Annotated in this window: 17 protein-coding genes; 12 read left to right on the top strand and 5 right to left on the bottom strand. The window is 71.0% G+C overall.

The features are described 5' to 3' along the window. Positions 1-61 precede the first annotated feature (61 nt). Together ACAM58_RS03130 and ligD are read left to right on the top strand one after the other, a co-directional pair. Positions 62-1,084: a Ku protein gene (locus ACAM58_RS03130; protein WP_369664122.1), complete on the top strand. Its 1,023-nt coding sequence runs from the start codon at positions 62-64 to the stop codon at positions 1,082-1,084. Next, the gene (ligD, locus tag ACAM58_RS03135; RefSeq protein WP_369664123.1) at positions 1,081-1,989 is read left to right on the top strand and encodes a non-homologous end-joining DNA ligase; all 909 of its coding nucleotides are present in this window, start codon (positions 1,081-1,083) and stop codon (positions 1,987-1,989) included. The genes ACAM58_RS03130 and ligD overlap by 4 nt, the downstream gene beginning before the upstream one ends. A gap of 22 nt (positions 1,990-2,011) precedes the next feature. Here the strand turns inward: ligD and ACAM58_RS03140 are convergent, their stop codons facing one another. Next, positions 2,012-2,830 carry a transglutaminase family protein gene (locus tag ACAM58_RS03140; protein WP_369664124.1) on the bottom strand — a complete coding sequence of 273 codons (819 nt, stop codon included), beginning with the start codon at positions 2,828-2,830 and terminating at the stop codon, positions 2,012-2,014. Positions 2,831-3,166: 336 nt separating this feature from the next. Between ACAM58_RS03140 and ACAM58_RS03145 the strand changes: the two genes are divergently transcribed. The 8 genes from ACAM58_RS03145 to ACAM58_RS03180 all read left to right on the top strand — a co-directional run bounded on the left by ACAM58_RS03145 (position 3,167) and on the right by ACAM58_RS03180 (position 17,623). Then, entirely contained in the window at positions 3,167-3,334 is a 168-nt protein-coding gene (locus tag ACAM58_RS03145) for a hypothetical protein (RefSeq protein WP_012745663.1), read from the top strand. Continuing rightward, positions 3,331-5,517 (top strand): catalase HPII, encoded by a 2,187-nt coding sequence (katE, locus tag ACAM58_RS03150; protein ID WP_369664125.1) that lies wholly within the window; start codon positions 3,331-3,333, stop codon positions 5,515-5,517. The genes ACAM58_RS03145 and katE overlap by 4 nt, the downstream gene beginning before the upstream one ends. Before the next feature lie 425 nt (positions 5,518-5,942). Further along, complete coding sequence (locus tag ACAM58_RS03155) at positions 5,943-8,096, top strand: CHAT domain-containing protein (RefSeq protein ID WP_369664126.1); 2,154 nt, start codon at positions 5,943-5,945, stop codon at positions 8,094-8,096. Between the two features lie 425 nt (positions 8,097-8,521). After that, on the top strand, positions 8,522-10,183 hold the full coding sequence (locus tag ACAM58_RS03160; RefSeq protein ID WP_369664127.1) for a ShlB/FhaC/HecB family hemolysin secretion/activation protein: 1,662 nt from the start codon (positions 8,522-8,524) through the stop codon (positions 10,181-10,183). Between the two features lie 7 nt (positions 10,184-10,190). Beyond that, positions 10,191-15,728 (top strand): filamentous hemagglutinin N-terminal domain-containing protein, encoded by a 5,538-nt coding sequence (locus ACAM58_RS03165; protein WP_369664128.1) that lies wholly within the window; start codon positions 10,191-10,193, stop codon positions 15,726-15,728. A gap of 14 nt (positions 15,729-15,742) precedes the next feature. Then, positions 15,743-16,843: a radical SAM protein gene (locus tag ACAM58_RS03170; RefSeq protein WP_369664129.1), complete on the top strand. Its 1,101-nt coding sequence runs from the start codon at positions 15,743-15,745 to the stop codon at positions 16,841-16,843. 22 nt (positions 16,844-16,865) lie between these two features. Continuing rightward, positions 16,866-17,375, top strand: a complete 510-nt coding sequence (locus tag ACAM58_RS03175) for a hypothetical protein (RefSeq protein ID WP_369664130.1) — start codon at positions 16,866-16,868, stop codon at positions 17,373-17,375. Next, a complete protein-coding gene (locus ACAM58_RS03180; RefSeq protein WP_369664131.1) occupies positions 17,360-17,623 on the top strand; it encodes a hypothetical protein in 264 nt (87 codons plus the stop codon). Before ACAM58_RS03175 ends, ACAM58_RS03180 begins: the two co-directional genes overlap by 16 nt. A gap of 18 nt (positions 17,624-17,641) precedes the next feature. Here the strand turns inward: ACAM58_RS03180 and ACAM58_RS03185 are convergent, their stop codons facing one another. The 4 genes from ACAM58_RS03185 to ACAM58_RS03200 all read right to left on the bottom strand — a co-directional run bounded on the left by ACAM58_RS03185 (position 17,642) and on the right by ACAM58_RS03200 (position 23,601). Next, complete coding sequence (locus ACAM58_RS03185) at positions 17,642-18,445, bottom strand: hypothetical protein (RefSeq protein WP_369664132.1); 804 nt, start codon at positions 18,443-18,445, stop codon at positions 17,642-17,644. 58 nt (positions 18,446-18,503) lie between these two features. Next, on the bottom strand, positions 18,504-20,495 hold the full coding sequence (locus ACAM58_RS03190; RefSeq protein ID WP_018904052.1) for a hybrid sensor histidine kinase/response regulator: 1,992 nt from the start codon (positions 20,493-20,495) through the stop codon (positions 18,504-18,506). Then, positions 20,492-21,487 carry an ABC transporter substrate-binding protein gene (locus ACAM58_RS03195; RefSeq protein WP_369664133.1) on the bottom strand — a complete coding sequence of 332 codons (996 nt, stop codon included), beginning with the start codon at positions 21,485-21,487 and terminating at the stop codon, positions 20,492-20,494. The genes ACAM58_RS03190 and ACAM58_RS03195 overlap by 4 nt, the downstream gene beginning before the upstream one ends. A gap of 224 nt (positions 21,488-21,711) precedes the next feature. Continuing rightward, the gene (locus ACAM58_RS03200; protein ID WP_018904054.1) at positions 21,712-23,601 is read right to left on the bottom strand and encodes a hybrid sensor histidine kinase/response regulator; all 1,890 of its coding nucleotides are present in this window, start codon (positions 23,599-23,601) and stop codon (positions 21,712-21,714) included. Positions 23,602-23,892: 291 nt separating this feature from the next. Here ACAM58_RS03200 and phnD point away from each other — a divergent pair, with 291 nt between their 5' ends. Both phnD and ACAM58_RS03210 read left to right on the top strand, forming a co-directional pair. Then, complete coding sequence (gene phnD, locus ACAM58_RS03205) at positions 23,893-24,876, top strand: phosphate/phosphite/phosphonate ABC transporter substrate-binding protein (protein WP_369664134.1); 984 nt, start codon at positions 23,893-23,895, stop codon at positions 24,874-24,876. Between the two features lie 14 nt (positions 24,877-24,890). Continuing rightward, positions 24,891-25,949, top strand: a complete 1,059-nt coding sequence (locus ACAM58_RS03210) for a phosphate/phosphite/phosphonate ABC transporter substrate-binding protein (protein ID WP_369664135.1) — start codon at positions 24,891-24,893, stop codon at positions 25,947-25,949. Positions 25,950-26,003 lie beyond the last annotated feature (54 nt).

The raw sequence follows: 26,003 nt of genomic DNA on the forward strand, positions 1-26,003 counted from the left end.
CGCGCTCCTACATCGCCGAGCGGCCCGGGGCGCAGAGTCTCGAGGCTGAAGGAGTGTGTCCATGGCAGTCTCGAAAAAAGCCCCCGCGCCGCGCGTCCTGTGGAAGGGCGCGATCAGCTTCGGCCTCGTCCACATCCCGGTGGCGCTGTACTCGGCCACCACCGACCACGCCATCGACTTCGACTGGCTCGACAAGCGCACGATGGACCCGGTCGGCTACAAGCGCATCAACAAGAAGACCGGCAAGGAGATCGCGCGCGAGAACATCGTCAAGGGCATCGAGTACGAAGACGGCGAATACGTGGTGCTGAGCGACAAGGAGATTGCCGACGCCTATCCCAAGACCACGCAGACCATCGAGATCGAGAGCTTCGTGCCCGCCAACGGCATCCCCTTCGTCTACCTCGAGCGGCCCTACTACGTGGCGCCCATCAACCGCGGCACCAAGGTGTACGCGCTGCTGCGCGAGACGCTGCAGCGCACCCAGCGCATCGGCGTGGCGCGCGTGGTGATCCAGACCAAGCAGCACCTGGCCGCGCTCGTGCCGGTGGGCCCGGGGCTGGTGCTGAACCTGCTGCGCTGGGGCGCCGACATCCGGCCCTGGACCGAACTGCCGCTGCCCTCGGAAGACGCGAAGAAGGCGGGGCTGCGCGAGCACGAGATCAAGATGGCCGAGCAGCTGGTCGAGGACATGAGCGCCGAGTGGGACCCGGACGACTACAAGGACGAGTTCAAGGACGAGATCCTGCGGCTGGTCGACCGCAAGGTGGCCGCGGGCCAGACCGAGACCGTGACGCAGATCGAGCCCGCGGAAGGCCAGGCGCTGGAGAGCCGCGGCGCGAAGATCATCGACCTCACCGAGCTGCTGCAGCGCAGCCTGCGCAAGGGCGGTGGCGGCGGCAAGGCGGCCGCGGCCGGCGAAGACAGCGGCGATGAAGAAGAAGAGGCGCCCGCGGCAACCAAACCGAGGTCCAAGGCCAAGCCCCGGGCCCATGGCAAGGCCGCCGCAAAAAGCAGCAGCAGCGGCGCCGCGCGCAAGCGCACTCCGGCCAAGAGCGCCACCGCCCGGCGCCGCGCGGCATGAGCGCGCGCATGGCCACGGCGCAGAAGGCGCCGCGCATCACCCACGCGGAGCGCCTGATCGACGCCGCCAGCGGCCTCACCAAGGGCGATCTCGCGGCCTACTACGCGCGCGTGGCGCCGCTGATGCTGCCGCACCTCGAAGGGCGCCCGGTGGCGCTGGTGCGCGCGCCCGACGGCGTGGGCGGCGAGCTGTTCTTCCAGAAGCATGCGCAGCACAGCGACATCGCGGGCATCAAGCTGCTCGATCCCGCGCTCGACCCGGGCCACGACCCGCTGCTGCAGATCGACACCGCAGAGGCGCTGGTGGGCGCGGCGCAGTTCAACACCGTCGAGCTGCACACCTGGAACGCCACCTCGCGCGCCCTCGGCAAGCCCGACCGCATGACCTTCGACCTCGACCCCGGCGAAGGCATCGACTGGCAGCAGATGCAGGAGGCGGCGCTGCTGGTGCGCGTGCTGCTCGACGAGCTCGGCCTGCCGTCGTTCCTCAAGACCAGCGGCGGCAAGGGGCTGCACGTGGTGGTGCCGCTGCGGCGCCAGTTCGGCTGGGACGAGGTGCGCGGCTTCTCGCGGGCCATCGTCGAGCACCTGGCGCGCACCGTGCCCGAGCGCTTCGTGGCCAAGAGCGGGCCGCGCAACCGCGTGGGCCGGATCTTCGCGGACTACCTTCGCAACGGCTTCGGCGCCACCACCGTGAGCGCCTGGTCGGCGCGCGCGCGGCCGGGCATGGGCGTGTCGGTGCCGCTCGCCTGGGAAGAGCTGCCCGACCTGGACAGCGCCGCCCACTGGACGGTGGCGAACATCGGTCCGCGCCTGGCCACCGGCAACACGCCCTGGGACGCGATGGAGCGCAGCCGCACCGGCCTTCGCGCCGCGATGCAGATGCTCGGCTTCCTGCTTGAGTGACTGCGTGAGCGGGGCCGCGGGCCTACTGCGGCACTTCCTCGGTCGTCACTTCGAAGCGCTTGAGCGAGTTGGCGCCGAACACCATGGTGATCGGCACGTCGGCCGCGTCGCGTCCGCGCGCAATCACGATGCGGCCGATGCGCGGCACGTTGTGGCGCGCATCGAAGGTGTACCAGCGCTCGCCCAGGTACACCTCGAACCAGGCGCTGAAGTCCATCGGGGAGGGCACGGGCGGAATGCCGATGTCGCCCAGGTAGCCGGTGGCATAGCGCGCGGGAATGTTCATGCAGCGGCACAGCGTGATCGCCAGGTGGGCGAAGTCGCGGCACACGCCCGTGCGCTCGCGGAATCCTTCGAGCGCCGTGCGCGTGGCGCGCGCGCTCTGGTAGTCGAAGCGCAGGTGCTCGTGCACGAAGTCGCAGATGGACTGCACGCGGTGCCAGCCCGGCGCCACGCTGGAAAAGTTGCTCCAGGCGAAGGCGAGCAGTTCGCTGTCGACCTCGCAGTAGCGGCTCGGCAGCAGGAAGGGCAGCGTGGCGACCGGCAGGTCCGCCGCCGCGTGCTCGACGGCGCCGAAGTCCACCGGATCGGCCCAGCCCGGGTCGAACACCACCGCATGGTTGCGCAGCCGCACGCTTGGCACGCCCGCGGGAATGCGCACGCGCGCGCAATGGTTGTCGAAGCCGTCCATGTAGTAGTCGGTATGCAGCGGCGGCGTGAGGGTGACGTGCTCGCCGTCCTGCAGGTCCGCCGCGCGCGAAGGGTGGACATGCAGCATGTAGACCAGTGCGGTGGGCGCCGTGACGGCGAGTTCGATGTCGAAACCGATCTTGATCTGCATGTTTCTTTCTTTCTTCCCTGTGTGAATGGCTTCGGTCCACGAATGCCCAAGCAGGCTTCGTGCCGACCGTGTTCGATGCTACGGCTGCGCACCGGGCGCGGATGCGGGCCGACACGCCAGCCCGCGTAGGCGGCAGCCAGCCGCTGTCGGTGCGCTCCTACCGCGTAGACGCCGCCTCTCCCACAAGCGCGGGCGAGGCGCCACTACGGGTAACAGTGTGAGAAAAACATAACCTTTGGATTCGCTCGCAACTGCCCCCGCGAACCCGCTTTCGTGGCTTCATGGAGGCCGCAGCGCAAGCATCGAGTTGTTCAATCTGATCTGCTGGAGCGAATCATGGATCTGTCGTCGCTGTTCGATTCACTCACCGGTGCTTGGGGGGATGAAATCCTGTTCTGGGTGGTGGCCGCCGTGGCGGGCTTCATCTGCCTGATTGCGCTGGTGAACGTGCTGGACCTCTTTCTCGACAACGAAGCCGACCCTCCCATGAAAGACCCTCGATGACGCCTCAGAACAAGGCCGCCGCCGGACGCCGCTCGAAGGCCACGGACGGCAGCAACGCCAAGCAGCAGCAGCTCGATGGATTCGCAACCGATCATGCGCCCAATCTGACGACCAACCAGGGTCTTCAGATCCCCGACAACCACAATTCGCTCAAGGCCGGGGTGCGCGGCCCCACGCTGCTCGAAGATTTCATCCTGCGCGAGAAGATCACGCACTTCGACCACGAGCGCATCCCGGAGCGCGCGGTGCATGCGCGCGGCTCGGCGGCGCATGGCTATTTCCAGGTCTACAAGTCGATGTCGCAGTTCACCTGCGCCGACTTCCTGCAGGACCCGGACGCAAAGACGCCCGTTTTCGTGCGCTTTTCGACCGTGGCCGGCTCGCGCGGCTCGGCCGACACGGTGCGCGACGTGCGCGGCTTTGCCGTCAAGTTCTACACCCGCGAAGGCAACTACGACCTCGTGGGCAACAACATGCCGGTGTTCTTCATCCAGGACGCGATGAAGTTTCCCGACCTGATCCACGCCGTGAAGCCCGAGCCGCACCACGAGATGCCGCAGGCCGCCAGCGCGCACGACACCTTCTGGGATTTCGTCTCGCTCATGCCCGAGAGCACCCACATGCTGATGTGGGCGATGAGCGACCGCGCCATTCCGCGCAGCCTGCGCATGATGGAAGGCTTCGGCGTGCACACCTTCCGCTTCGTCAACCTGCGCGGCGAGAGCCATTTCGTGAAGTTCCACTGGAAGCCCAAGCTCGGCATCCATGGCCTCGCATGGGACGAGGCGCAGAAGGTCGCGGGCAAGGACCCCGACTTCCACCGCCGCGACCTGTGGGAAGCGATCGAGCAGGGCGACTTTCCCGAGTGGGAGCTCGGCGTGCAGCTGGTGCCGCCCGACAAGGCCGATTCGCTCGGCTTCGACCTGCTCGACCCCACCAAGCTGATCCCCGAGGAGATGGTGCCGGTGCAGCGCATCGGCCGGCTGGTGCTCAACCGCAACCCCGAGAACTTCTTTGCCGAGACCGAGCAGGTGGCGTTCCACCCGGGGCACGTGGTGCCCGGCATCGACTTCAGCAACGACCCGCTGCTGCAGGGGCGCCTGTTCTCCTACACCGACACGCAGATCTCGCGCCTGGGCGGCGCCAACTTCCACGAGCTGCCCATCAACAAGAGCGTGTGCCCGTTCCACAACTTCCAGCGCGACGGCATGCACCGCCAGACCATCGCGCGCGGGCAGGTGGCCTACGAGCCCAACTCGCTGGGCGACGGCAAGGAGTTCAGGGTGGACGGCGGCAGCGTCGGCTTCCAGCCGCATCCCGACGAGCTCGAGTCGCCCAAGGTGCGCCGGCGCAGCCCGAGCTTCGACGACCACTTCACGCAGGCGCGGCTGTTCTTCAACAGCCAGAGCGCGGCCGAGAAGGAGCACATCGTTGCGGCCTTCCGCTTCGAGCTTTCGAAGGTCGACGTGCCGGCCATCCGCCAGCGCATGGTCGACAACCTCGCGCACGTCGACGAGAAGCTCGCGCGCCGCGTGGCCGAGCCGCTGGGCATCGGCGCGCCGGACGCCAAGGCGGCCGCGGGCCGCGCGGGCTACCGCGAGCACCGCATGACCCTGCCCATCGAGGAGTCGCCCGCGCTCAGCATGGCCGACAGCGGCGACGGCTCGATCCGCACGCGCAAGATCGCGATCCTCGCGGCCGACGGCATCGACTCCGCCTCGCTCAAGCCGATCCGCGATGCGCTCGAGCAGGCCGGCGGCAAGTGCAAGGTGGTGGGCGCGCGCCTGGGCACCATCGCCAGCGCATCGAAGCGGCAGATCGACGTCGACATGACCTTTGCCAACGGGCCGTCGGTCGTGTTCGATGCCGTGCTGATCCCCGGCGGCGCCCAGGGCGTGGCGGCGCTGGCGGGCATGGGCGATGCGGTGCACTTCGTGCTCGAGGCGTACAAGCACTGCAAGGCCATCTGCACCGTGGGCGACGGCGTGCAGCTGCTCTCCACGCTCGGCATCGGCGCCAACGCGCAGCAGGGCGATGCGCCCGCCGGCATCATCGTGGCGGCCACGCCGGTCACCAACCTCGGCGACACCAGCGAGGCGACGCAGATCGCGCAGGCCTTCATCGCCGCGATTGCCAAGCACCGCCACTGGGACCGCGCCAACATCGATGCGATTCCCGCCTGATGCAGGGCCTGCGGTCCTAGGGCCTGTTAACGCTACGGAAGGGGTCGCGAAGCTCGACACAGCCCGCCCATCAAGGCGCGTGACGCCGTGCGTGCATGCGCACGCACAAGGAGCGCAACGCGGAGGGGCGGGCTGTGGCGAGCTTCCCTTCGGGTTACTTCGCCAAGGGGCCGTCTGCGGCGTTGCCCGCGCTTGCAAGGCCAAAGCCTTGCTGCGCCCGGGCGCCTTGCATCCAGCCCCTTGGCGAAGCAACGCGATCCCCTTCCGTAGCGTTAACAGGCCCTAGTCCGTTCGCGCTAGGCCTTCTTGCGAATAGGCGCCGCAAGGGGCCGCTCCTAGACTTTCCCCACGAGGCCTGAACGGCGCGCACTTCCGCGGCGTCGACCCCCGCAACCGCGGGCACACGGGCCGCGCGCGGGGGTCCAATGACGTGGTTTTCGAGAAGAACGGAACGGGAGCGCTCGGCACGTCGTGCAGGGGCCGCGGGTGCGCTGGGGCTGGCAGCCATTCTTCTGCTGGGCCATGGGTCCCTGGCATCGGCGCAGCAGCCACAGCAGGCGCCGAATGCCGAAGTCGCGGCCGGCAGGGCGGAGCAGGCCCGTCTTGCCGACACCGACACCTTGCTCGCATTGACCAGCGAGGGCGCGGTGCTCTACGGGCAGGATGCGGTCAAGCTGTCCGGCTACCAGTACTGCAGCCAGGCGGTGGCGCTGGCCGAGGCCGGCGAATTCCGCCAGAGCGTGCGCGCCGCCAGCAAGGCGCTGCACCTGGCCAATGCCACGAGCGATCCCAACCTGCTGGCCATGGCCAACCGCGACCTGGCCATCGTCTACAGCTATTCGGGCCAGCTCGAGAAGGCCGAGGAATTCGCGCGCGAGGCGCTCAAGCATCCGGCGCGCGATCCCAAGCTGGTGGTCGGCCCGGTGCAGAAGGTGATCGGCGACGTGCGCACCCGCCGCGGCGACTACGCGGGCGCCGTCATCAGCTATGACGAGGCGCTGGCCAACAGCTCGTCGCGCTATGCGCCGCTGGTGCAGGCCTCGCTCGTCAATGCGCTGATCGAATCGGGCGACGCCGCCAGGGCGCGCGAAGTGCTCGGGGGCATGGCGCCGCCCCGGGACGCGCCGCTCACGGCGCAGCTGGACCGCACCCGCGCGCGGCTGCTGCTGGCCGAGAACAAGCCGGCCGAGGCGCGCGACCTCTACCGCGCGCTCACCGCGCGGCAGGTCGGCACCGACACCGAGTACTACCGCCTCTGGGCCTGGGACGGCGTGGCGCGCAGCGAACTTGCGCTCGGCCAGAAGCAGGCCGCGGCCGAGGCCGTGGCGCGCGCGCTGGGCGGCATCGACCAGGTGCGTGCCAGGTTCCGCAGCGAAGAATTCAAGATGGGCCTGTTCTCGGACCTGCAGTCGGTGTTCGAGCGCGGCGTCTCGATCTACAGCGACGCAGGCGATGCGCGCCAGGCCTTCGAGGTGAGCGAGCGCAGCCGTTCGCGCGCGCTGCTCGATGCGGTGCGCGGCCGCGCGAAGATCAACGAGCGCGCCGCGACCACCGTGGACCTGGCCGCGCTGCAGGGCATGCTCGCGCCCGACGAGCGCGTGGTGCAGTTCCATTCGCTGCCCGACCGGCTGCTGGTGTGGGTGGTCGGCCCGGCCGGCATCGAGGCCAGGACGGTGCCGGTGCGCCGCGACGAACTCACCGAACTGGTCGAGGTGTTCCGCAACTCCATCGTGCGCGGCCGCCGCGCGGCCATCACCAATGCCGACAAGCTCGGCGCCGCGCTGCTCGGCCCGCTGGGCCTGGCGCCGGGGCAGCGGCTGATCGTGGTGCCGCACGGGCCGCTGCACTACCTGCCGTTCCAGGCGCTGCGGCTCGACGGGCGCTACGTGATCGAGACGCATCCGGTGGCGGTGGCGCCATCGATCAGCATCGCGGTGCAGCTCGCGCAGCGCTCGCCGCGCGTGGGCGCGTCGCTCACGGCCTTCGGCAACCCGCGCATCGAGGACAAGTACGACCTGCCGGGCGCCGAGGTCGAGGTGAAGCAGCTCGCGCAGCTGTTCCCGCGCAACGCCGTGTACATGGGCGCCGCGGCCACCAAGACGCAGTTCCGCGACGTGGCCGCGCGCTCGCCGCTGATGCACGTGGCGGCGCATGCGGAGGCCGACGCGGTGGATCCGCTGTACTCGCGCATCCTGCTGGCCAACGAGGGCGGCAAGCAGAATTTCCTGGAGGCGCACGAGATCCTCGGCCTGCCGATGGACGGCACGGCGCTGGTGACGCTGTCGGCCTGCGAGTCGGGGCTCGGGCGCATCGCGCAGGGCGACGAGGTGCTGGGCTTCACGCGCTCCTTTCTCTCGGCCGGCAGCTCGAGCCTGATCGCATCGCTGTGGCCGGTGTCGGACGACGCAACCGCGGTGCTCATGGGCACGCTCTACGGCGAGCTGGCGAAGGGCCGCGACATCCAGAAGGCGATGCAGGCCGGGCAGCTGGCGGTGTTGAAGGATCCGAAGATGTCCCACCCCTTCTTCTGGGCGCCGTTCAACCTGATCGGCAACTGGCGTCTTACGGTGGGGAGCTGACATGAAAAGAAGAATTGCCATGTCTGTTTGTGGTGTTGTGTTTGAAGTTTGTTGTTCGGGCCGCGATCACGCCGACGGGGTACCTTGCTCCGCGAATGTCCCCCGGCCTGCGGCCTCCTCCTTGATTTCGCTGCGCAAGGCACCCCATCGACGTGATCGTCATGCGCAGCGGTCGTTGATCGGTCAGCACAACGACCGCGCTCATCGTGCGCAGGGCATCGGGTGCTCCCCGCAGCGAAATAAAGGAGGAGCCGAAGGCGGGGGACATTCGCGGAGGGGAGTACCCGGTGGCCTGTGCACGCGCCCTGAACAACAGCACCCTGAACAGCAGCGCCCCCAACAACAGCAACACGCGGTGGAGCACTGAGATGCAGATGCGCGCAATCCAACGCTCCACCCCGATCGCCCTCGCAGTCGCCGCTCTGGTGAGCGCAACGCTTCTCGTTGCCGCCCAGCGCACCCATGCAGCGGAAGCCGATGCCAATGCGCTGCTGCCGACAAAGGATCCCTGCGGCAGCTGCGACCGCCCCGTCGCGCAGGCCACTGGCACCGTGGCGCCTCAGAGCCTGCCCGCGCCGCCGCAGCCACCTGCGGCCAGATTCAAGCTCAACGACCTGCGGCTCAACGGCGTCAAGGCACTGAGCAACGAGGAACTGCAGGGCATCACCGCGCCGTACATCGGGCGAGACGTCACGCTCGGCGATCTCGAAAGCCTGGCGCAGGCCATTACCGCGCGCTACAAGGAGCGCGGCTACTTCCTCGCGCAGGCCGTCGTGCCCGTGCAGACCGTGCGCGACGGCATCGTCGAGATCAGCGTCATCGAAGGCCGGCTCGGCAAGGTCGAGGTGATCGTTGCGCCCGATGCGGCCATCAGCGAGGCGCGCGTGCGCGGCTTCCTTGCGCCGTTGCAGCCCGGCGAGGCCGTCAACGCACCGGCCTACGAACGCTCGATGCTGCTGCTGTCGGACCAGCCCGGCATCAAGGTCTCGTCCGCGCTGCAGGAAGGCACGCAGCCGGGCACCACCGACCTGTCGGTGGAAGTGGCGCCGGCGCCGCGCTGGGCCTTCGCGGCCGAGGCCGACAACCACGGCACCAAGGAATCGGGCCGCTACCGCCTCGGCGGCACGATGCGCTGGGCGAGCCCGCTGGGCATCGGCGACAACCTGGACGTGCGCGCCATGGTCTCCAACGGCAATGCGCTGCAGTTCGGCCGCGTCGCCTACGAGGCGCCCATCGGCAGCAGCGGCCTGCGCGCGGGCCTCGGGCTGGCGCGCGTCAACTACGAGCTGGGCGGCGAGTTCTCGGAACTGGGCGCCCAGGGCAAGGCCGACGTGTTCGACGTCTCGCTGAGCTACCCGGTGATCCGCCAGCGCCAGCACAACCTGTTCCTGCGCCTGTCGGCCGACAGCAAGAAGCTCACCGACGAGTACACGGCGGTCGACTTCTCGGCGCGCAAGCGGGTGCGCGGCTTCGGTCTGGGCTGGACCTGGGAGCGCCGCGACGACTGGCTGGGCGGCGGCTATTGGGCGAGCACCGGCAATCTCTACCACGGCCGGCTCTCGATCCGCGACGCCGACAGCCTGCAGACCGACCAGGGCCTGGGCGGGCACCGCACCGAGGGCGGCTTCACCAAGGCCACCTTCCAGCTCTCGCGCCTGCAGGCGGTGCTGCCCCGGCACTCGCTGTACCTGGCGCTGGGCGGCCAGTGGGCCAGCAAGAACCTCGATGCCTCGGAAAAACTCTCGCTGGGCGGCGCGCGTGCCGTGCGTGCCTACCCCTCGGGCGAACTGCTGGTGGACCAGGGCGTGATCGGCACCGTGGAATGGCGCTGGTCGCTCGATGCCGAGTTCACGCCCTTCCTGTTCTACGACGCGGCGCACGGGCGCCAGACCAAGAACCCGACGATCTTCGACAGCGGTGCCCGTTCGCGCAGCCTGCGCGGCGCGGGCATCGGCCTGAGCTGGACGCGGCCCGGCAACTTCACCATCAACGCCACGCTGGCCTGGCGCGCCGGCACCGACCCCGCGCGCACCGACGGCGGCGGGCGCAACCCGCGGCTGTACGTGCAGGCGCAAAAGACCTTCTGAGGGCAGCATGAGAAACCATGATCTTTCCGCGAACGCCCTGCCGCGGCACTGGCGCGTGCGGCCGCTCGTGCTGTCGCTGGCCTGCATGGGCATGGTGCCGGCCTGGGCGCAGCTCAACCTGCCGGCGGGCTTTCCGCAGAGCGGCAATGTGGTGTTCGGCAATGTGGGCATCGCTTCCGGCGGCTCGGCGACCAGGCAGGTGCTCAACCAGAGCACGATGAACGCCATCGTCAACTGGAACGCGTTTTCGCTGGACGGCGGCAAGACGCTCAACATCAACCAGCAGATGGGCGCCGCGAGCGTGATGCTCAACCGCGTGGTGGGCAGCGGCGGCGTGATCGAGCAGTCGGTCATCAACGGCACGCTGTCGGCCAACGGGCATGTGTTCGTGGTCAATCCCTCGGGCGTTCTCTTCGGCGGCAGCGCCCAGGTGAACGTCGGCGGGCTGGTGGCCTCCACGCTGGACATCAGCGACAGCCAGATCGCCAAGGAGGGCAGCGTGGTGGGCAAGGGCGGCCAGCTGCTGTTCGGCGGCGGCATCAACGATGCCAGCAGCACCGCCCGCGTGACGGTCCAGCCCGGCGCGGTCATCAGCGTGGGCGAAGGCGGCACGCTCGGGCTGATCGGCGCGCTGGTGCGCAACGAAGGCAATATCAACGTGGCGCGCGGCTCGGCGGGCCTGGTGTCGGGCGCGCGGGTGACGCTGGACTTCGAAGGCGACGGGCTGACCAAGTTCACGGTGCCGCTCGAAGGCGGGCTCATGAACACCTCGGTGGCCGGCGTGCAGGCGACCGATCCCACCACCAAGGCGCTGGTGATGAACACCGGCACCATCACGGCCGATGGCGGGCGCGTGGTGCTGGTGGGCGCCTCCGGGCTGGTGCAGCAGGTGGTCAACCAGAGCGGCACGGTGCGCGCGCGTTCGCTGGTCGAGCGCGGCGGCGAGATCGTGCTGGAGGCCATCGGCGCCCAGATCGACAGCGGCGCGGGCCTCGAGGTGAGCGGCACGCTGGATGCGCGCGGCAATGCGGCCGGCGTGGCCGGCGGCAGCATCCGCACCACGGCCGGCAACCTCAATGTGCTGGCGGGTACGCAGATAGCCGCCGGCGGCAATGAAGGCGGCGCCAACGGCAGCTGGACGGCCGAGGGGGGCCGCAATCTCTCGATCGTGGCCGATGCCGATTCCGGCAACATCGCGGCCAGCGTGATCGGCAAGGCCCTGAGCCAGGGCACCGACGTGACGCTGACCACGCGCTCGTCCAGCAAGGTGGCGCAGATCAACGACGCCGTCGTGTTCCAGCCCGGCGCCCAGGTGATCAAGGACGGCGGCGGCGCGGCCACGCTGCGCGTGAATTCGGTGGGCAACATCGACATGCGCTGGGCGGTGGAGGGCGGCGGCGCAACCATCGCTTCCACCAGCGGTGCGCTGAACGTCGATTTCAATGCCGACGCGCAGGGCCTGGCCGCCGCCGAGGCCGGCCAGGCCAACGGCATTGCGGCGGCCATCCGGCTGGACCGCGCGCGCATCGATGCCAACGGCGGGAACATCCGCTTCTTCGGGCAGGGCGACAGCGACAACGGGCGGGCGATCGGCGGGCAGGTCAAGGGCCCGGGTGCCGACGGCGCCGGCGAAATCCGCAGCGGCGTCTGGCTGGGCGGCAGCGCCTTGAGCACGCTCGGCGCGGGGAGCATCTTGCTGCGCGGCGAAGGCGGCACCGGCGAAGTGGGCAGCGGCTTCCTGAGCGCCACCGACGGCGTGCGCATCGACGGCGACAGCACGCTCGGCACGCAGGCCGGCGGCATCACGCTGGCCGGCCGCGGCGCCGCGGGAGGCTCGGGCGTGCGGCTGAACGGCGACGACTATTCGGTCGCCCTGTCTTCCGCAAGCGGCAATATCGCCCTGACCGGCACGGTGCGCGACTGGACCAGCGGCGGCCCGGTCGGCGAGCCGCCGGATGGCGCCGGCGTGCAGATCACCGGCTCCAAATTGACCACCGGCGGCGATGTGCGCATCACGGGCCAGGGCGGCGACCTGTCGGGCATGGCCGCCGGCCTGCGCACGCAAGCCGTCGAATTGATCACCAGCTACACCGTGGGCGCCTCGAATGGCGTGGCGATCGACGGCACGCGCATCGAGGCCGGCGCGGGCCGCAGCATCGCGATCACCGGCACGGCCGGCAGCGCAGGCTTCGGCTACGACGGCACGGGCGCGGCGCTGGGCTTCGCGCCGCTGGACGCGACGGTCACTCCGTTTGGCGTGCGGCTTTCGTCCTCCCAGCAGGCCGACGGGCTGCATGCCGCGGGCGGCAGCATCCGAATTGCGGCCGGCACCGGCGACGTGAGCCTGGTGGCCGGCGCCTTCGAGGGCACGCTGCTCGATGCCGCCAGCGCCACCGGCATGGGCGGCAGCATCGGCGTGACGGGGCGCAACATCCTCGCGCAATCGACGGCGGACAGCAGCGGCCTGGCGGACGCCAGCGGCGCGGGCGGCGGCGGCAGCATCGAGATCCGCGGCAGCACCGCGGCCGGCGCCGGCAACGAGAACACGGGCGTGGTCTCGGTCGGCCCGAACCTCACGCTGCTGGCCAACGCGCTGGGCAGCGGCAACGGCGGCAGCATCACCATCGTGGGCGAGCGCTCGGTGCGCGCCTTCGGCGACCTGCAGGCGCGGGGCGGCAGCGCCGGCGGCAATGGCGGCACGATCGAGACCTCGGGCGGCTCGTTCGACGTGAGCGGCATCCGCATCGACGCCTCGGCGCCGGCCGGCCTGGCGGGGCGGTGGATCGTCGACCCGTATGACGTCACCATCGTCCACGGCGTGGCCGGCGGCGGCAGCCTGCCCACCAACCCCTTCGATCCGGTGGCCACCTCGACCATCCAGGACGGCGACATCAACGGCGCGCTGAACACCGGCACCAGCGTGAGCATCACCACCGGCAGCGGCGGCACCGATGCGGGCGACATCCGCTTTGGCAGCGGCATGGTGATCGAGCGCACGGTGGGCAGCGCGCCGCTGGTGTTCGAGCTGAACGCGGCGCACTCGATAGGCGACCGCGTGTTTTCCAGCTCGTACCTGGCGCCGATCATCCGTTCGACCACGGGGCCGATGGACGTGATCTTCAATGCCGGCTCGGCCGGGGCGCTCGACGGCTATGTCCATTACTTCGGCAACACGGGGGCCGACCAGGCCGTCATCTCCACCAACGGCGGCAGCGTGCTGGCGCACGCCACGGGCACGGGCTATGCCGAAGTGGTCTTCAACTCCGCCAGCATCGACACCGGCGGCGGCAACCTGAGCCTTGTGACGGACGGGCCGAGCAGCACCCAGTTCGTCGGGCTCAGCGGCAATGTGCAAACGCGCGGCGGCAGCGTGACGCTGGACTCCGGCTTCGTCGGCGCCAGCCCCGCGTTCAGCGACATCAACATCGACGTGGACGGCACCATCGACACGGGCGGCGGCGCGGTGTCCATCCATGCGCATGGCGTGGGCGGCATCTACGATTCGGTGACCAGCCGCTTCAACAACCAGATCATCACCAACGGCGGGGCAGTGTCGATCCTGAACGGGCAGACCGGCGCGCCCTCGGGCTTCGTGCTGCTCCAGGGCACCCGCATCGACACGCGCGTCGGCCAGTCCGATGCGGGCGCCGGCGGCGACGTGAGCATCGCCGGGGGCGGCGTGAGCATCAACGGCGCGCGCATCGACAGCGCCACCGGCGACGTGGCCATCACCGGGACCGGCGGCACCGGCCAGAGCGGCAGCGCGGTGCAGCTGGATTCGCTGTTCCTGCGGGCCGTGGGCGTTCCGGTTCCCACTGCCATCTCGACCACCAGCGGCAACGTGCTGGTGCGGGGCGTGCAGGACTTCAACCGCGGCTCGAGCGCATTCAATGCGACGCACGGCGTGCTGGTCACCGGCGGCAGCAGCATCACGACCGGCAGCGGCAACATCGCGCTGCAGGGCCTGTTTGCCAGCGCGGTGGTCGACGGCACCGACAGCGGCGTGCGGCTGGAAAACGGCGCGCGCCTGGCCACCACCGGCGGCGGCAGCATCGAGCTGACCGGCAGCTCGCTGCAGGGCACGCCCGGCGTGTCGATCCAGACCGGCCTCTTGTCCACCGGCGCTCCCGGCGCGGCGCCGCAGGTGCAAAGCAGCGGCAACCTGGTGCTGCGCGCCAGCAACGACGGCAGCGCGCCGGCCCTGGCCATCGATGTGCCGGTGAGCGCCGCGGGCACCATCAACCTGCGGCCGGGCGGCATGGACGCGGCGCTCAATGCCTTCGACGCCACGGCCGCCGGCATCACCGTGGGCGGTGCGGCGGGGGGCGGCTTCACGCTGTCGGATGCGCTGATGTCGCGCTTGAATGCGCCCAGCGTGGTGGTGGGCAGCAACACGCACGCAGGCACCATCACCGTGGCCGGACCGCTGACGAGCGCCGGCGCGCTCACGCTGCAGAACGAAGGCGTGGGCGCAGGCGCCGGCGGCATCGTGCTGAACGGCGCCGTCACGGCGGACCGCCTGGGCCTGCTCTCGGCCGGCGACATCACGCAGACGGTGAAAGCACCGATCACCGCCCAGCACCTGCTGGCGCGCTCCAGCCGCGGCAGCGTGCTGCTCGACCAGGCGGCCAACAACGTGAGCGAGAACACGCTGGGCGGCGGCGCCGCCGGCGCCTTCCGCTACCAGGACGTGGACGGCGTGCGCATCGGCGCGCTGTCGGTCACCGGCTTCGACGCCGGCAGCAACCAGCCGCAGCTGGTGTCGGCCACCTCGATGGCGGCCGACACGGTGTTCGTGCGCACGCTCTCGGGCGACCTCACGCTGGACACCGCCGTCACCAGCACCTCGGGCACCGACCTGGTGGCCGCGGCGCGCTTCCAGAATGCGGGCGGCGGCAGCATCGGCGGCGCGCCCTGGCGCATCTGGGCCGACACCTGGGTGGGCGAGTCGCGCGGCGGCCTCGCCGGCTCGGGCGCCACGCCCAACCTGTTCCACTGCGCCTACCTGGGGCTGTGCACCGTGAGCATCACGCCGGGCGACAACCACTTCATCTACGCCCAGCAGCCGCGGGCCACGGTGGTCATCGGCGACGCCAGCCGGCCCTTCGGCACGGCCAACCCGCCCTTCGGCTTCACCATCGGCGGGCTGATCCTGGGCGACGGCACGGCCGGCTTCCTGGGCACGCCCACGAGCGCGGCCGGCATCTTCAGCCCCGCGGGGCGCTATGGCATCAACGGCAGCTTCACCTCCGCGGCCGGCTATGCGGTGGACGTGGTGCCCGGCACGCTGACCGTGACGGCCAGCCTGCGCCGGCCCGACTTCCCGGGCTCGGACCTGGTGCGCGAGCTGCCCAACACCAACACCTACACCTTCGACCGCAACCTCGGCGCGCCGCCGATCTGCTTTGCCACCGGGCCGCTGGAGGGCGACCGTGCGCAGCAGGACGGCGACCTGCTGGCGCGCGAATGGTCGCGCGTGCGTTCGCGGCCCAACCTCACCAGCTGCGTGGCCACCGACCGTAAGAACGGCTGCGCCGATTTCTGAAAGCGAACCCGGCCGTGGAACTGCCGCCGCCCCTGTTCCTGTTCATCCAGACGAACAAGCGCTGCAACCTGCGCTGCGAGCACTGCGACTTCTGGAAGCTCGACGACGCCGACCGTGCGCGCTACCTCGGCCCGGGGCGCCGGCACGAGGTGCTGGCGGAGTTCGCCGCGATGAACCCCCAGGGCAGCGTGGTGATCTGCGGCGGCGAGAGCATGCTCGACCTGGAGGACTACTTCCACATCTCGCGCACCTGCCGCGAACTGGGCCTGGCCTGCCTGTCGGTCATCAACGGCACCCGCGTGCGCGACGAGGCCACGGCCGAGCGCATGATCCGCGAGGGCCCGCACGGCATCTCGGTGTCGCTCAACAGCCATCGGCCGGCCCTGCACGACCGCACGCGCGGCGTGAAGGGCGCCTTCGGCAAGGCGGTCGCCGCGCTGCGCCTGCTGGTGGCGGCGCGCCCGCCGGGCGGCGACACCCGGATCAACGTGATGGGCCTCGTCTTCGACGAGAACTACCTCGAGCTGGAGGACTTCTACGCCTTCGTGCTGGACGAGCTGGGCGCCGACAAGCTGAAGCTGAACTTCCTGCAGCCCAGCTTCGGCCAGATGGGGCTGGTCGACCCCTTCTTCGCCGCCCACCGCAACGTGGACCCGGACCGGCTGGTCGAGGTGATCCGCCGCTGCGACCAGCGCTTCGGCCTGGGGCTGAACCCGCTCTGGCTGCACCAGGTGCACATGTACTTCTCCACGCTGCGCGCCTGCCCGGACGCGGCGCGCGGCTGGGGCTCGCACACGCGCACGACGGAACACATCTGCAACACCTACGAGCGCAACATCATGGTGGACCACTACGGCGTGGCGCGCCTGTGCTTCTCGGGCAGCTTTCCGGGCATGCGGCTGGACAAGCCCGGCGACTTGCGCCTGTTCTGGCGCGAGGCGGAGTTCGTCCGCACGGCGATGCGCGGGTGCAACCAGTTCTGCGGCATCAGCCACAGCGTGCGGCGGGAGACCAGCACCTGCGCCTCGCGCCGACCGGCCGCGCTCTTTCCCGCGGCGCGGCCCGCGGTCGGCGTGGCGCGCACCATTCCCCTGCACGTGGACCGCGGAGGCTGAGGTGAACGGCGCGGCGCTCAGGGTGGCCGTGGTCACCCCCTACCACCGCGAGCCGGCCGCCGTGCTGCGCCGCTGCATGCAGAGCGTGCGCGCGCAGAGCCATCCGCAGGTGGTGCACTACATGGTGGCGGACGGCCTCCCGCAGGCCGGGCTGCTGGCCGAATGGCCGCAGGTGCGGCACATCGTGCTGCCGCAGGTCAACGCCAACTTCGGCTGCACGCCACGCGGCATCGGCGCGCTGTGCGCGCTGGCCGACGGCGCCGACGTGGCGTGCTTCCTGGACGCGGACAACCTGTTCCTGCCCGGCCACGTCGCCTCGGTGGTGCAGGCCTATGCCGAGGCGCAGGAGCGGGCCGGCCGGTCGATGCGGTGTTCTCTTCGCGGTACATGTTCCTGCCGGGCCACGAGCACCTGCGCATCGTTCCGCCGGACGAGGCGCCGGGCTCGGATTTCGTGGACACCAACTGCATCAGCCTGGCCCGCTCGGCCGGGTTTCTCTGGGGCGCGTGGTCGCAGTTGCCGCGTTCGCTGACGCCGGTGTGCGACCGGGCGATGTGCTGGCTCATGCAGCACCACGGGCTGCGGGTGCGCTGGACCCGGCAGTGCACCGTGCTGTACGAATCGCGCTGGCGCGCCACCTATCTGCAGGCCGGCCTGCCGCCGCCCGAGGGGCTGCACGACGAGCTGCTGCGTTCGGCCGGCGTTGGCCTCACGCCGGAAGAGCTCTGGGGCCTGCTGCGGGTGCAGTGGAGCTTCGATCCGCCGGCCCGGCGGGCGTGACGGACCCGGCGCGCCGGCTCACCGCGGGAGGCCGTGGCCGCCCGTTGCGTCCAGTGCGCCCAGCGCGCGCGGCAGGTCGCCGTGCCAGGTCTTCAGGCCCTGGTGCGACAGGCGCGACTGCAGGTCGACGAACACCTGGCCGCCCAGCTGCTGCCAGCGCCGGCAGAAGGCGAAGTCCTCGCTCAGGTAGCGGCCGGTGGCGGGCTCGAACTGGGTGTCGAAGAAGCGCCAGTGCGGCAGGTGCGCATTGGCGTGGTCGCCGGCCTCGGGCGTGTAGCGCAGCTCGGGCATGGCCGCGGCCATGCGTTCGAACACGCCGCGGGCGATCAGCATGAAGCCGGTCGGCGCGTCCAGCACCTCGACGAAGCCGTCCGCATCGGCCTCGGTCGGCGTGTGGCGCAGGTTCAGCGGATAGCGCGCATGCAGCGCGTCGAAGTCGGCCTGCGTGGCGCCTGCGGGCAGCGGCCGGGCCAGGCCCTGGGCCGGCCAGCCGTCGTTCTTGTGCGGGTAGACGCCGGCCACCACGTCGCGGCCGGACAGCAGCAGGCGCAGCGCCGCATCGGGCGCGAAGCCGACGTCGGCGTCGATCCAGAACAGGTGCGTCCATTGCGCATCGGCCATGAACTCGGCCACCAGCCGGTTGCGCGCGCGCGTGAGCAGGCTGTCGCCGTCGAGGAAGCGCGTCTGCATGGCGAAGCCGTGCGTCCACGCCGCATTGACCAGGCCCAGCAGGCTGCGCACATAGAGGCTGGTCATGGCGCCGCTGTAGCTGGGCGTGGCGACGAAGGGGCGGATGCCCTTGAGGGCGGCGGTGTCGAGCATGGCGGGGTCGGTGCGTGGTGAATGCCTGGTGAATGCTGGTGGAAGGGGGGCGTGCAGTTCAGGCCGCGTGCGCATGGCGCCGCGTGGTGAGCAGTGCGCGCAGCTTGGCCGGCGCGACCGGCTTGGTCAGCAGCATCACGCCGCCGTGGCGCAGCCGCTGCAGCACCTCGGGGCCGGTGGCGCCCGAGACCAGCACCGCGAGCGCATCGGGCTGCAGGCGCCGGGCGGCATCGATCACCTCCATGCCGTCGGCGTCGCCGGCCAGCTGCAGGTCGCACAGCACCGCGTCGAAATGCACGTCGCCCGTGCCCAGCCGCGCGATGGCTTCGGCGCCGGTGGCCACGCATTCGACCTGGCAGCCCCATTGCTCCAGCAGCGCGCGGCTGCCGTCGAGGATGGCGGGGTCGTCGTCGACCACCATGCAGTGCAGCCCGGCCAGCGGCGTCAGCGCGAGCGGCGCGGGCTCGGGTGCGGTGGCGTCGGCCGCATGGGCCGCGGGCAGCGTGAGCGCAAAGGTGCTGCCCGCCTGCAGCGCCGAGCGCAGCGTGATGCGGGTGCCCAGCAGCGCCGCGATGCGCGCGCAGATCGCCAGGCCCAGGCCGAAGCCGCGGCGGCGGTCGCGCTCGGTGTTGGCCACCTGGTAGAACTCCTCGAAGATGCGGCCCTGGTGGATGGGCGCAATGCCGATGCCGTTGTCGCGCACCTCGATGCGCACGCTGTCGCCGTTCCTTCCGCGGGCGCGGCGCGCGGCCACCAGCACGGTGCCGCCGGCCGGCGCATGGCGCAGCGCGTTGGCCACCAGGTTGCCGACGATGCGCTGCAGCAGCGCCGCATCGCTGCGCACCGCCAGGCCGCGGTCGCTCCAGCGCAGGCGCACGTGGGTTTCCACCGCGGTGGCGGCATGCTGCGCATCGAGCTGGTCGAACAGCGCCGCGAGCGGCACCTTGGTGATCGCCGGCGTCAGCACCTGGGCATCGAGCCGCGAGATCTCCAGCAGGTCGTCCAGCAGCACGCCCATGAACTCGGTGCTCTCCTGCAGCCGCAGCATGGCGGGGCGCTGCGCGGCGCTGGCGCCCGGCAGCAGGCCGTCGATGAACAGGCCCATGGCATGCAGCGGCTGGCGCAGGTCGTGGCTGGCCGCGGCCAGGAAGCGGGCGCGCGAGAGCGCGGCCTGCTCGGCCTCGGCCATGCGCTGCAGCGCCACCGCGGTGGCCTCGCGCACGCGCTCCTCGCTGATCTGCCGGTTGCGCTGCAGGCGCTCGGCCAGGCGGTCGATGTCGTGGGCGAGCACCGTGAGCTCGTGCGCGCGGCCCTTGCCGGCGCCGCCGGTGGCCGCGCGGCTGTCGCCCTCGGCCACGTCGCAGCGCGCCTCGAAATGGCCGCCCTCGAGCGCGGCCACGGTGCGCGAGATGCGCCGCAGCGGCCGTGCCACCGTGCGCGCCATGTGGCGCACCGAGGCCCAGGCCGCGAGCAGCGCCACCAGCGCGATGCCGATGCTCGCGATCAGCGAGCGGCTGCGTTCGCGCGCATAGGCCGTGGTGTCGCGGAAGGTCTGCACCAGGCCGATGGGCGCATCGCCGGCGGCGGTGGAGCCAGCCGGCGCGAAGGCGCTGGCGCGCGAGGCCTCGCGCAGCGTGACCGGCGAGGTGAACATGCGCAGCTGCGCAAGCGAAGAGGCCTTGGGACCGGCCGTCACGTAGACGCCGGCGCTGTTGCTGATTTCCACGCGCATCACCTGGCCGCCGCGCAGCGCGGCATTGGCCACGTTCTGCAGCGCCGGCAGGTCGCCGGCATAAAGGCTCAGGTCGGACATGGCCGCCACCTGGCGCGCCACCGCCTGGCCCTCGGCGTCGAAGGCGGCCTCCAGCGTCTGCAGCCGGCTGTGGGTGAACCAGCCGGTGAGCGCGAGCGCCACCGCGGCGCACGGCACCACGCCAAGCCGGAACAGGTCGCGCTGCAGGTTGCCGCGCACCAGCAGCGTGGGCGTGGGCGCAGAGGGCGGCGGCGCTGCATCGGCGCGCCCGCCCGCGGAGGGCAGCGTCTCGCTCATCGCACGACCGTGAGCCGCTCGGTCAGTTCCCGCTCCTCGGGCAGGCGCAGGCCGAGTCCGCGCGCCACCGTGGCATTGACCCGCACGGTCGCGGGCGCGGCCGATTCCACCAGCGGATTGCCGCTGCCGCCGGCGCCGCTCGCAAGCTTCTGCCCGAGCAGGCGCGCCTGCTGGGCCAGCTGCGCCGGCGTGGAGACGGCCGCCGCCAGGCCGCCCGAACGCACCAGCCCTTCGCTGGCGCCGAACACCGGCAGGCCCGCACCGGCACCGGCGCGCAGCACCGACAGCGTGGCGGCCTGGTTGTCGCCGATCAGGTCGGGCAGCACCAGGAGGGCATCGCTGCGCGGCACCACCGAGCGCAGCGCGCCGGCCAGCGACCTGTCGTCGGGTGCGTACTCCACCTGGATGTCCCACGGTGGATTGCCGTTCTGCGCAGCGCGCTGCAGCTCGCGCACCAGCGGTTCGGATTCAGGTGTGGCGACCACGCCGATGCGGTGCTTCTGCGGCAGCACCGCGCCGATCAGCGCGAGCTGGTCCGCCATGGCCGGGTCGCGCAGCAGCACGCCCACGCGTCGGTCGCCGCGCTTGAGCGCCGCGCTGCTGGCGCGAAGGCTCTCGTAGTCGAGCCGGCTCAGCATCGCGAGCACCAGCGGCTGCTGGCCCGGGCGCTCCAGCGCGGCGCGCGCGGCCGGCGCGCCGACGGCCAGCGTGAGCGCGGCGTTCGCGGGCGCGGTGCGCAGGCTGCGCGTGCGCACGCCGGCATTGGCGCCGCGCTCGGAGTCGGATTCGGCGCGGGCCGTTTCCACCGGCTGCGCGGCTTCGGCGCCGCCCGGCGCGAGCCGCACCAGCTCGAAGCGGCTGCCGGGCTCCTGGCTCGCGCGCAGATGCTGCACGAACTCGGCATGCGCCGGGAGCTCGTCGCCCACCAGCACCGTGAGCTCGGCTGCCCAGGCGCTGGCGGCGGGCTGCGCCATGCACACGAGGGCCAGCACGGCGCAGGCGCCTTGGCGTCGCCGTTTCCGGAGGAGCGAGATGAGAGGGTTCACGGCGACAAACATGGGCTGCGGCTGCAGCAAGTGCAGCACCCAATGTACGGAAGCCGCCTGCTCCGCGCGATAAGGCAGAGGGCTTATGTCGGCGCCCGCAGCCCCGCGCGGCTGTGAGGAAGATCACAGCGCCGGCAGCCGCTTGGCCTATGTCCGACGCACTACCCTGGTCAGGCGTCGGCGTTGGACAGCGCCGCCGCGCGCTGCGCCTGGATCGCCTGGCGCAGCACGCGCGGCGACACCGGCTTGTAGAGCACCGCGATGCCGGCGCTCGCCACTTCGCGCAAGCGGTCGGGCTTGGTCTCGCCCGTGACCAGCAGCCGCGCCGTGCCCGGGCCGATGCCGCGCGGATGGCGCTCCAGCGCGGCGATCACGTCCAGGCCGTTGTCACCGCCCTGCAGCAGCAGGTCGCTCACCACCACGTCGGGCGGCTGCGCCCAGGTGTCGGCCAGCGCCAGCGCTTCGGCGCGCGTCTGCGCGGCCAGCACTTCGGCGCCCCAGTGGGTGAGCACCACCGTCAGGCCTTCGAGGATGGTGCGCTCGTCGTCGATCACCAGGATGCGCAGGTTTTCCAGGCTCGCTTCTTCTTCGGCGCCGCCGGCGGCGGGCGCGGCGGCCGGCGGCGGCAGCGCGGCCGGCGCCGAGCGCACCAGCACGCGCACGCAGGTGCCCTTGTGCGGCCTGGACGTGAGGTCGACGCGCGTGTTGAGCAGCTCCGCCAGCCGCTGCACCGTGGCCAGCCCGAGGCCCATGCCGCGCGCGCCGCGCGGTGCCTGGCGGCCCGTGGTCTCCACCTGGTAGAACTCCTCGAACACGCGCGCCTGGTGCTGCGGCGCGATGCCCACGCCGGTGTCGACCACGTCGATGCGAACCCCCTTGCCGCGCCGCCGCGCGCCGATCAGCACGCCGCCTTCGAGCGTGTGGCGCAGCGAGTTGGACACCAGGTTGTTGAGGATGCGCGAGAGCATCACGTAGTCGCAGCGCACCCACAGCTCGGTCTTGCGCGCCACCAGCCGCAGGCCCTGCTGCTCGGCCACCGGGCGGAAGTTGCGGCTGATCTCGTCGAACAGCCGGTCCAGCGGAAAGTCGGCCCACTGCGGCTGCAGCACGCCGGCATCGAGCTGCGAGAGATTGAGCAGCTCGGAGAACAGCCGGTCGAGCGAATCGACGCATTCGCGGATGTGGCCGATGCGCTGCAGGCGCAGCGGGTCGGTCTCGCCGTTGGCCAGCCCGTCGGAAAAGAGCGTGAGCGCATGCAGCGGCTGGCGCAGGTCGTGGCTGGCCGCGGCCAGCAGGCGCGTCTTGGCCTGGCTTGCCACTTCGAGCTGCTGGTTCTTGCGCGCGAGTTCGGCGGTGGCCTCGCTGATGCGGCTTTGCAGCAGGCGGTGGCTCTCGGCCAGCGCGCGCGCCGCCTGGTTGAAGCCGTGCTGCAGGTGCCGGATCTCGGAGGTGCCTTCGATGGCCACGCTCGCGGCCTCGCCCGCGCCGAGCCGGTCCACGGCCCTGCCGAGCGCGCGGATCGGCTCGCTGATGCGCCGCGCCGCCCACCAGCCCGCCAGGCCCACGCCCACCAGGCTGATCGCCAGCACCAGCACCACGTTGAGCCACACCGAACGGCGCGCGTCCTGCACCGCGTCCAGGCTCATCTCCACCATCACCTTGCCGCTCTGGCGGCCCTCGTCGCTGACGATCGGCACCACCACCTGCAGGCCATCGCCGCGCGCGCGGTCGACGGTCTCGGAGTTGGCGACGATCTCGCCGTCCTCCGACCAGATCTGCACCTGCTGCACGTGCGGCTGGTAGGTGCCCGACTGGGCGGTGCGCTGCAGCATGCGGCGGTCCATGCGCAGCAGCGGCGTCTGCGCCGCGGTGGCCACCTGCATGGCCACCGTCTGCGCGTTGGCGCGCATCAGCGCGGTCAGGTTGTCCAGGTGCTGGCGCGTCAGGACGGCAATGGCCGCCAGCGTGGCCGCGGTGGCCGGAACCAGCGCCAGCAGGATCAGCTGCTGCGCGAAGGTGAGGCGCGCAAGCCCCCGGAGGACGCGGAAGTTCCAGTTCATGGGGGGATTTGGCGCATGAATGTCGAGCTTAGAGGGACGGCCATGCGAGCGAAAGATGGGAAAAACATCACGAAATTAACTTGTATTTGGTATCTAATTGCGTCGCGTTGCCCATGTTAGACCCGCTGGTCCGCAGCGGCCCCATGTCTTCGTGTTCCAAAAATGCAGGCCTCCCCATGCCGCGCCCGGAAGGCTTCCGGCGCTTCCGACGCCCTTCGCGCCTCTCGCTGCCCGAGGTTCGGGCGCGCCGCCGCCATGGTGGGCGTGGCGCGCCGCGGCGCAGCGGCCGCCATGCTCGCATTGCTTGCCGGCCTGCCACAAATCGCCCTTGCGCAGCCTGCGCTGCAGCCCGATGCACCGGTTCGCTTCGGCATCCTGCCGCTGGGCGGCGCCTTCGAGTCGCGCAGCGACTGGGACCCGCTGCTGGCCGAATTGAGCCGCGCCATCGCCAGGCCCGTGAGCGTGCTGTCGGTCAACTCGTACGAAGCGCTCGACCAGGCGATCCGGCGCGACGAGGTCGACATGGCCTTCCTGTCCGGCAAGATGGCGCTGGACGCGGTCACGCAACGGCGCATGAAGGTGGTGGCCCAGGTGGTGCGGCACGACGGGCTGCCCGGCTACCGGGCGCTGCTGCTGGCGCGCAAGGCGCCGCCGTTCAACAGCATGAAGAGCCTGCTCGCGGAGCCGGAGCGCTGGCGCCTCGCACGCGGCGAGCGGCAGTCGGTGTCGGGCTTCATCGTGCCGCAGCTGCAGCTGTTCCTGCCCAACCACATCGCGATGGAGACGCGCTTCCTGAGCGAGATCGTCGGCACCCACCAGACCACCGCGCTGGCCGTGGCCAACAGCGAAGCCGACGTGGCCACCAACAACACCGCCGACTTCGAGCGCTTCAGGCAGCGCTTTCCGGCCGAGGCCGAGCGGCTGCAGGTGCTGTGGGAGTCGGAGCTCATTCCGCACGCGCAGATCGTGGTGCGGCGCGAATATCCGCCCGAGCTGCGCAGCCGCGTGCAGGCCTTCCTGGTCGGCTACGGCCGCGCGAAGGGCCCCAAGGGCGATGCGGAGCGCGTGGTGCTCAAGTCGCTGCATGACCTGGCCGGCTTCGTGGCGGCGGACAACAGCTCGCTGCAGCCGGCCGCCAAGCTGGCCTACCAGCTGGCCAGGCAGAACGCCATGGGCGCGCAGTGGGTCAACGATGCGGCGCGGCAGGCGCGGCTCTCGCGCATCGAGAGCGGGTACGCGGAACAGACCGCCGTGCTGCGCGACCTGTCTCCCTGAGGCGGGCCCTGCCCATGTCCATGTCCATGCTGCGTCTCCTGCGTTCGGTTGCCGCGGCGCTCGCGCTCTTGGCCGTTGCCGCGGCCTGCCTGGCGCAGGGCGGTGCCGCCACGGCGGACAAGGCGGCTGCTGCGCCGGTCAAGTCGATCCGCTTCGGCGTGCTGCCGCTGGGCGGCGCGGTCGAATCGCGCGCCCTGTGGACGCCGCTGCTGGCCGGCCTGAGCCAGGCCATGGGCGTGCCCGTGAGCGCCTACTCGGTGGCGTCGTACGAGGAGCTCGACCGCGCCATCCAGCGCGACGAGATCGACATGGCCTTTCTCTCGGCCAAGATGGCGCTCGACGCCGTGATGCAGCGGCGCATGAAGGTGGTGGCGCAGATCGCGCGCCGGCCCGGCATGCCGACCCACCGCGCCGTGCTGCTGACGCGCAAGGCCGGCATGCCCAGCACGCTGGAGGCCGTGCTCGCCGAGCCCGAGCGCTGGCGGCTGGCGCGCGGCGACAGCCGCTCCGTGACCGGCTTCCTCATTCCGCAGAGCCAGTTGTTCCTGCCGCGCGGGATCGCGATGGAAACGCGCTTTCGCGGCGAGATCGTCGGCACCCACCAGGCCACCGCGCTGGCCGTGGCCAACGGCGATGCCGACGTGGCCACCAACAACACCACCGACTTCGAGCGCTTCAGGGAACAGTTCCCGGTGGAGGCCGCGCGGCTGCACATCGTGTGGGAGTCGGAGCCGCCGCCTGGTGCGCAGATGGTGGTGCGGCGCAGCTATCCGCCCGAGTTCCAGGCCCGGCTGCAGGCCTTCCTGGTGGGCTACGGCCAGGGCAAGGGCCCCGGCGCCGAAGCCGAGCGCGAGGTGCTGAAGACCCTGCGCGCGGCCTACGGCTATGCCCCCGCCGACGACAGCGCGCTGCTGGCCGAGGCCATGCTCGAATACCAGCTCGGCAAGCAAAGCGCCATGGCCGCTGCCTGGGTCAACGACGCCGCGCGCGAGAAGCGCCTGCAGCGCATCGAGAAGAACTACCGGGAACAGGTCGAGGCCCTGAGCGCCGCCGCCAGTTCTGGCGCGCGCTGAGCATCTGCAGCTGGCATCGATATCATGGATCGGGCCCACCAGGGCAACGCGTCA

The sequence above is a fragment of the Variovorax sp. V116 genome (assembly GCF_041154435.1).
GTDB classification, from domain to species: Bacteria; Pseudomonadota; Gammaproteobacteria; order Burkholderiales; family Burkholderiaceae_C; genus Variovorax; species Variovorax paradoxus.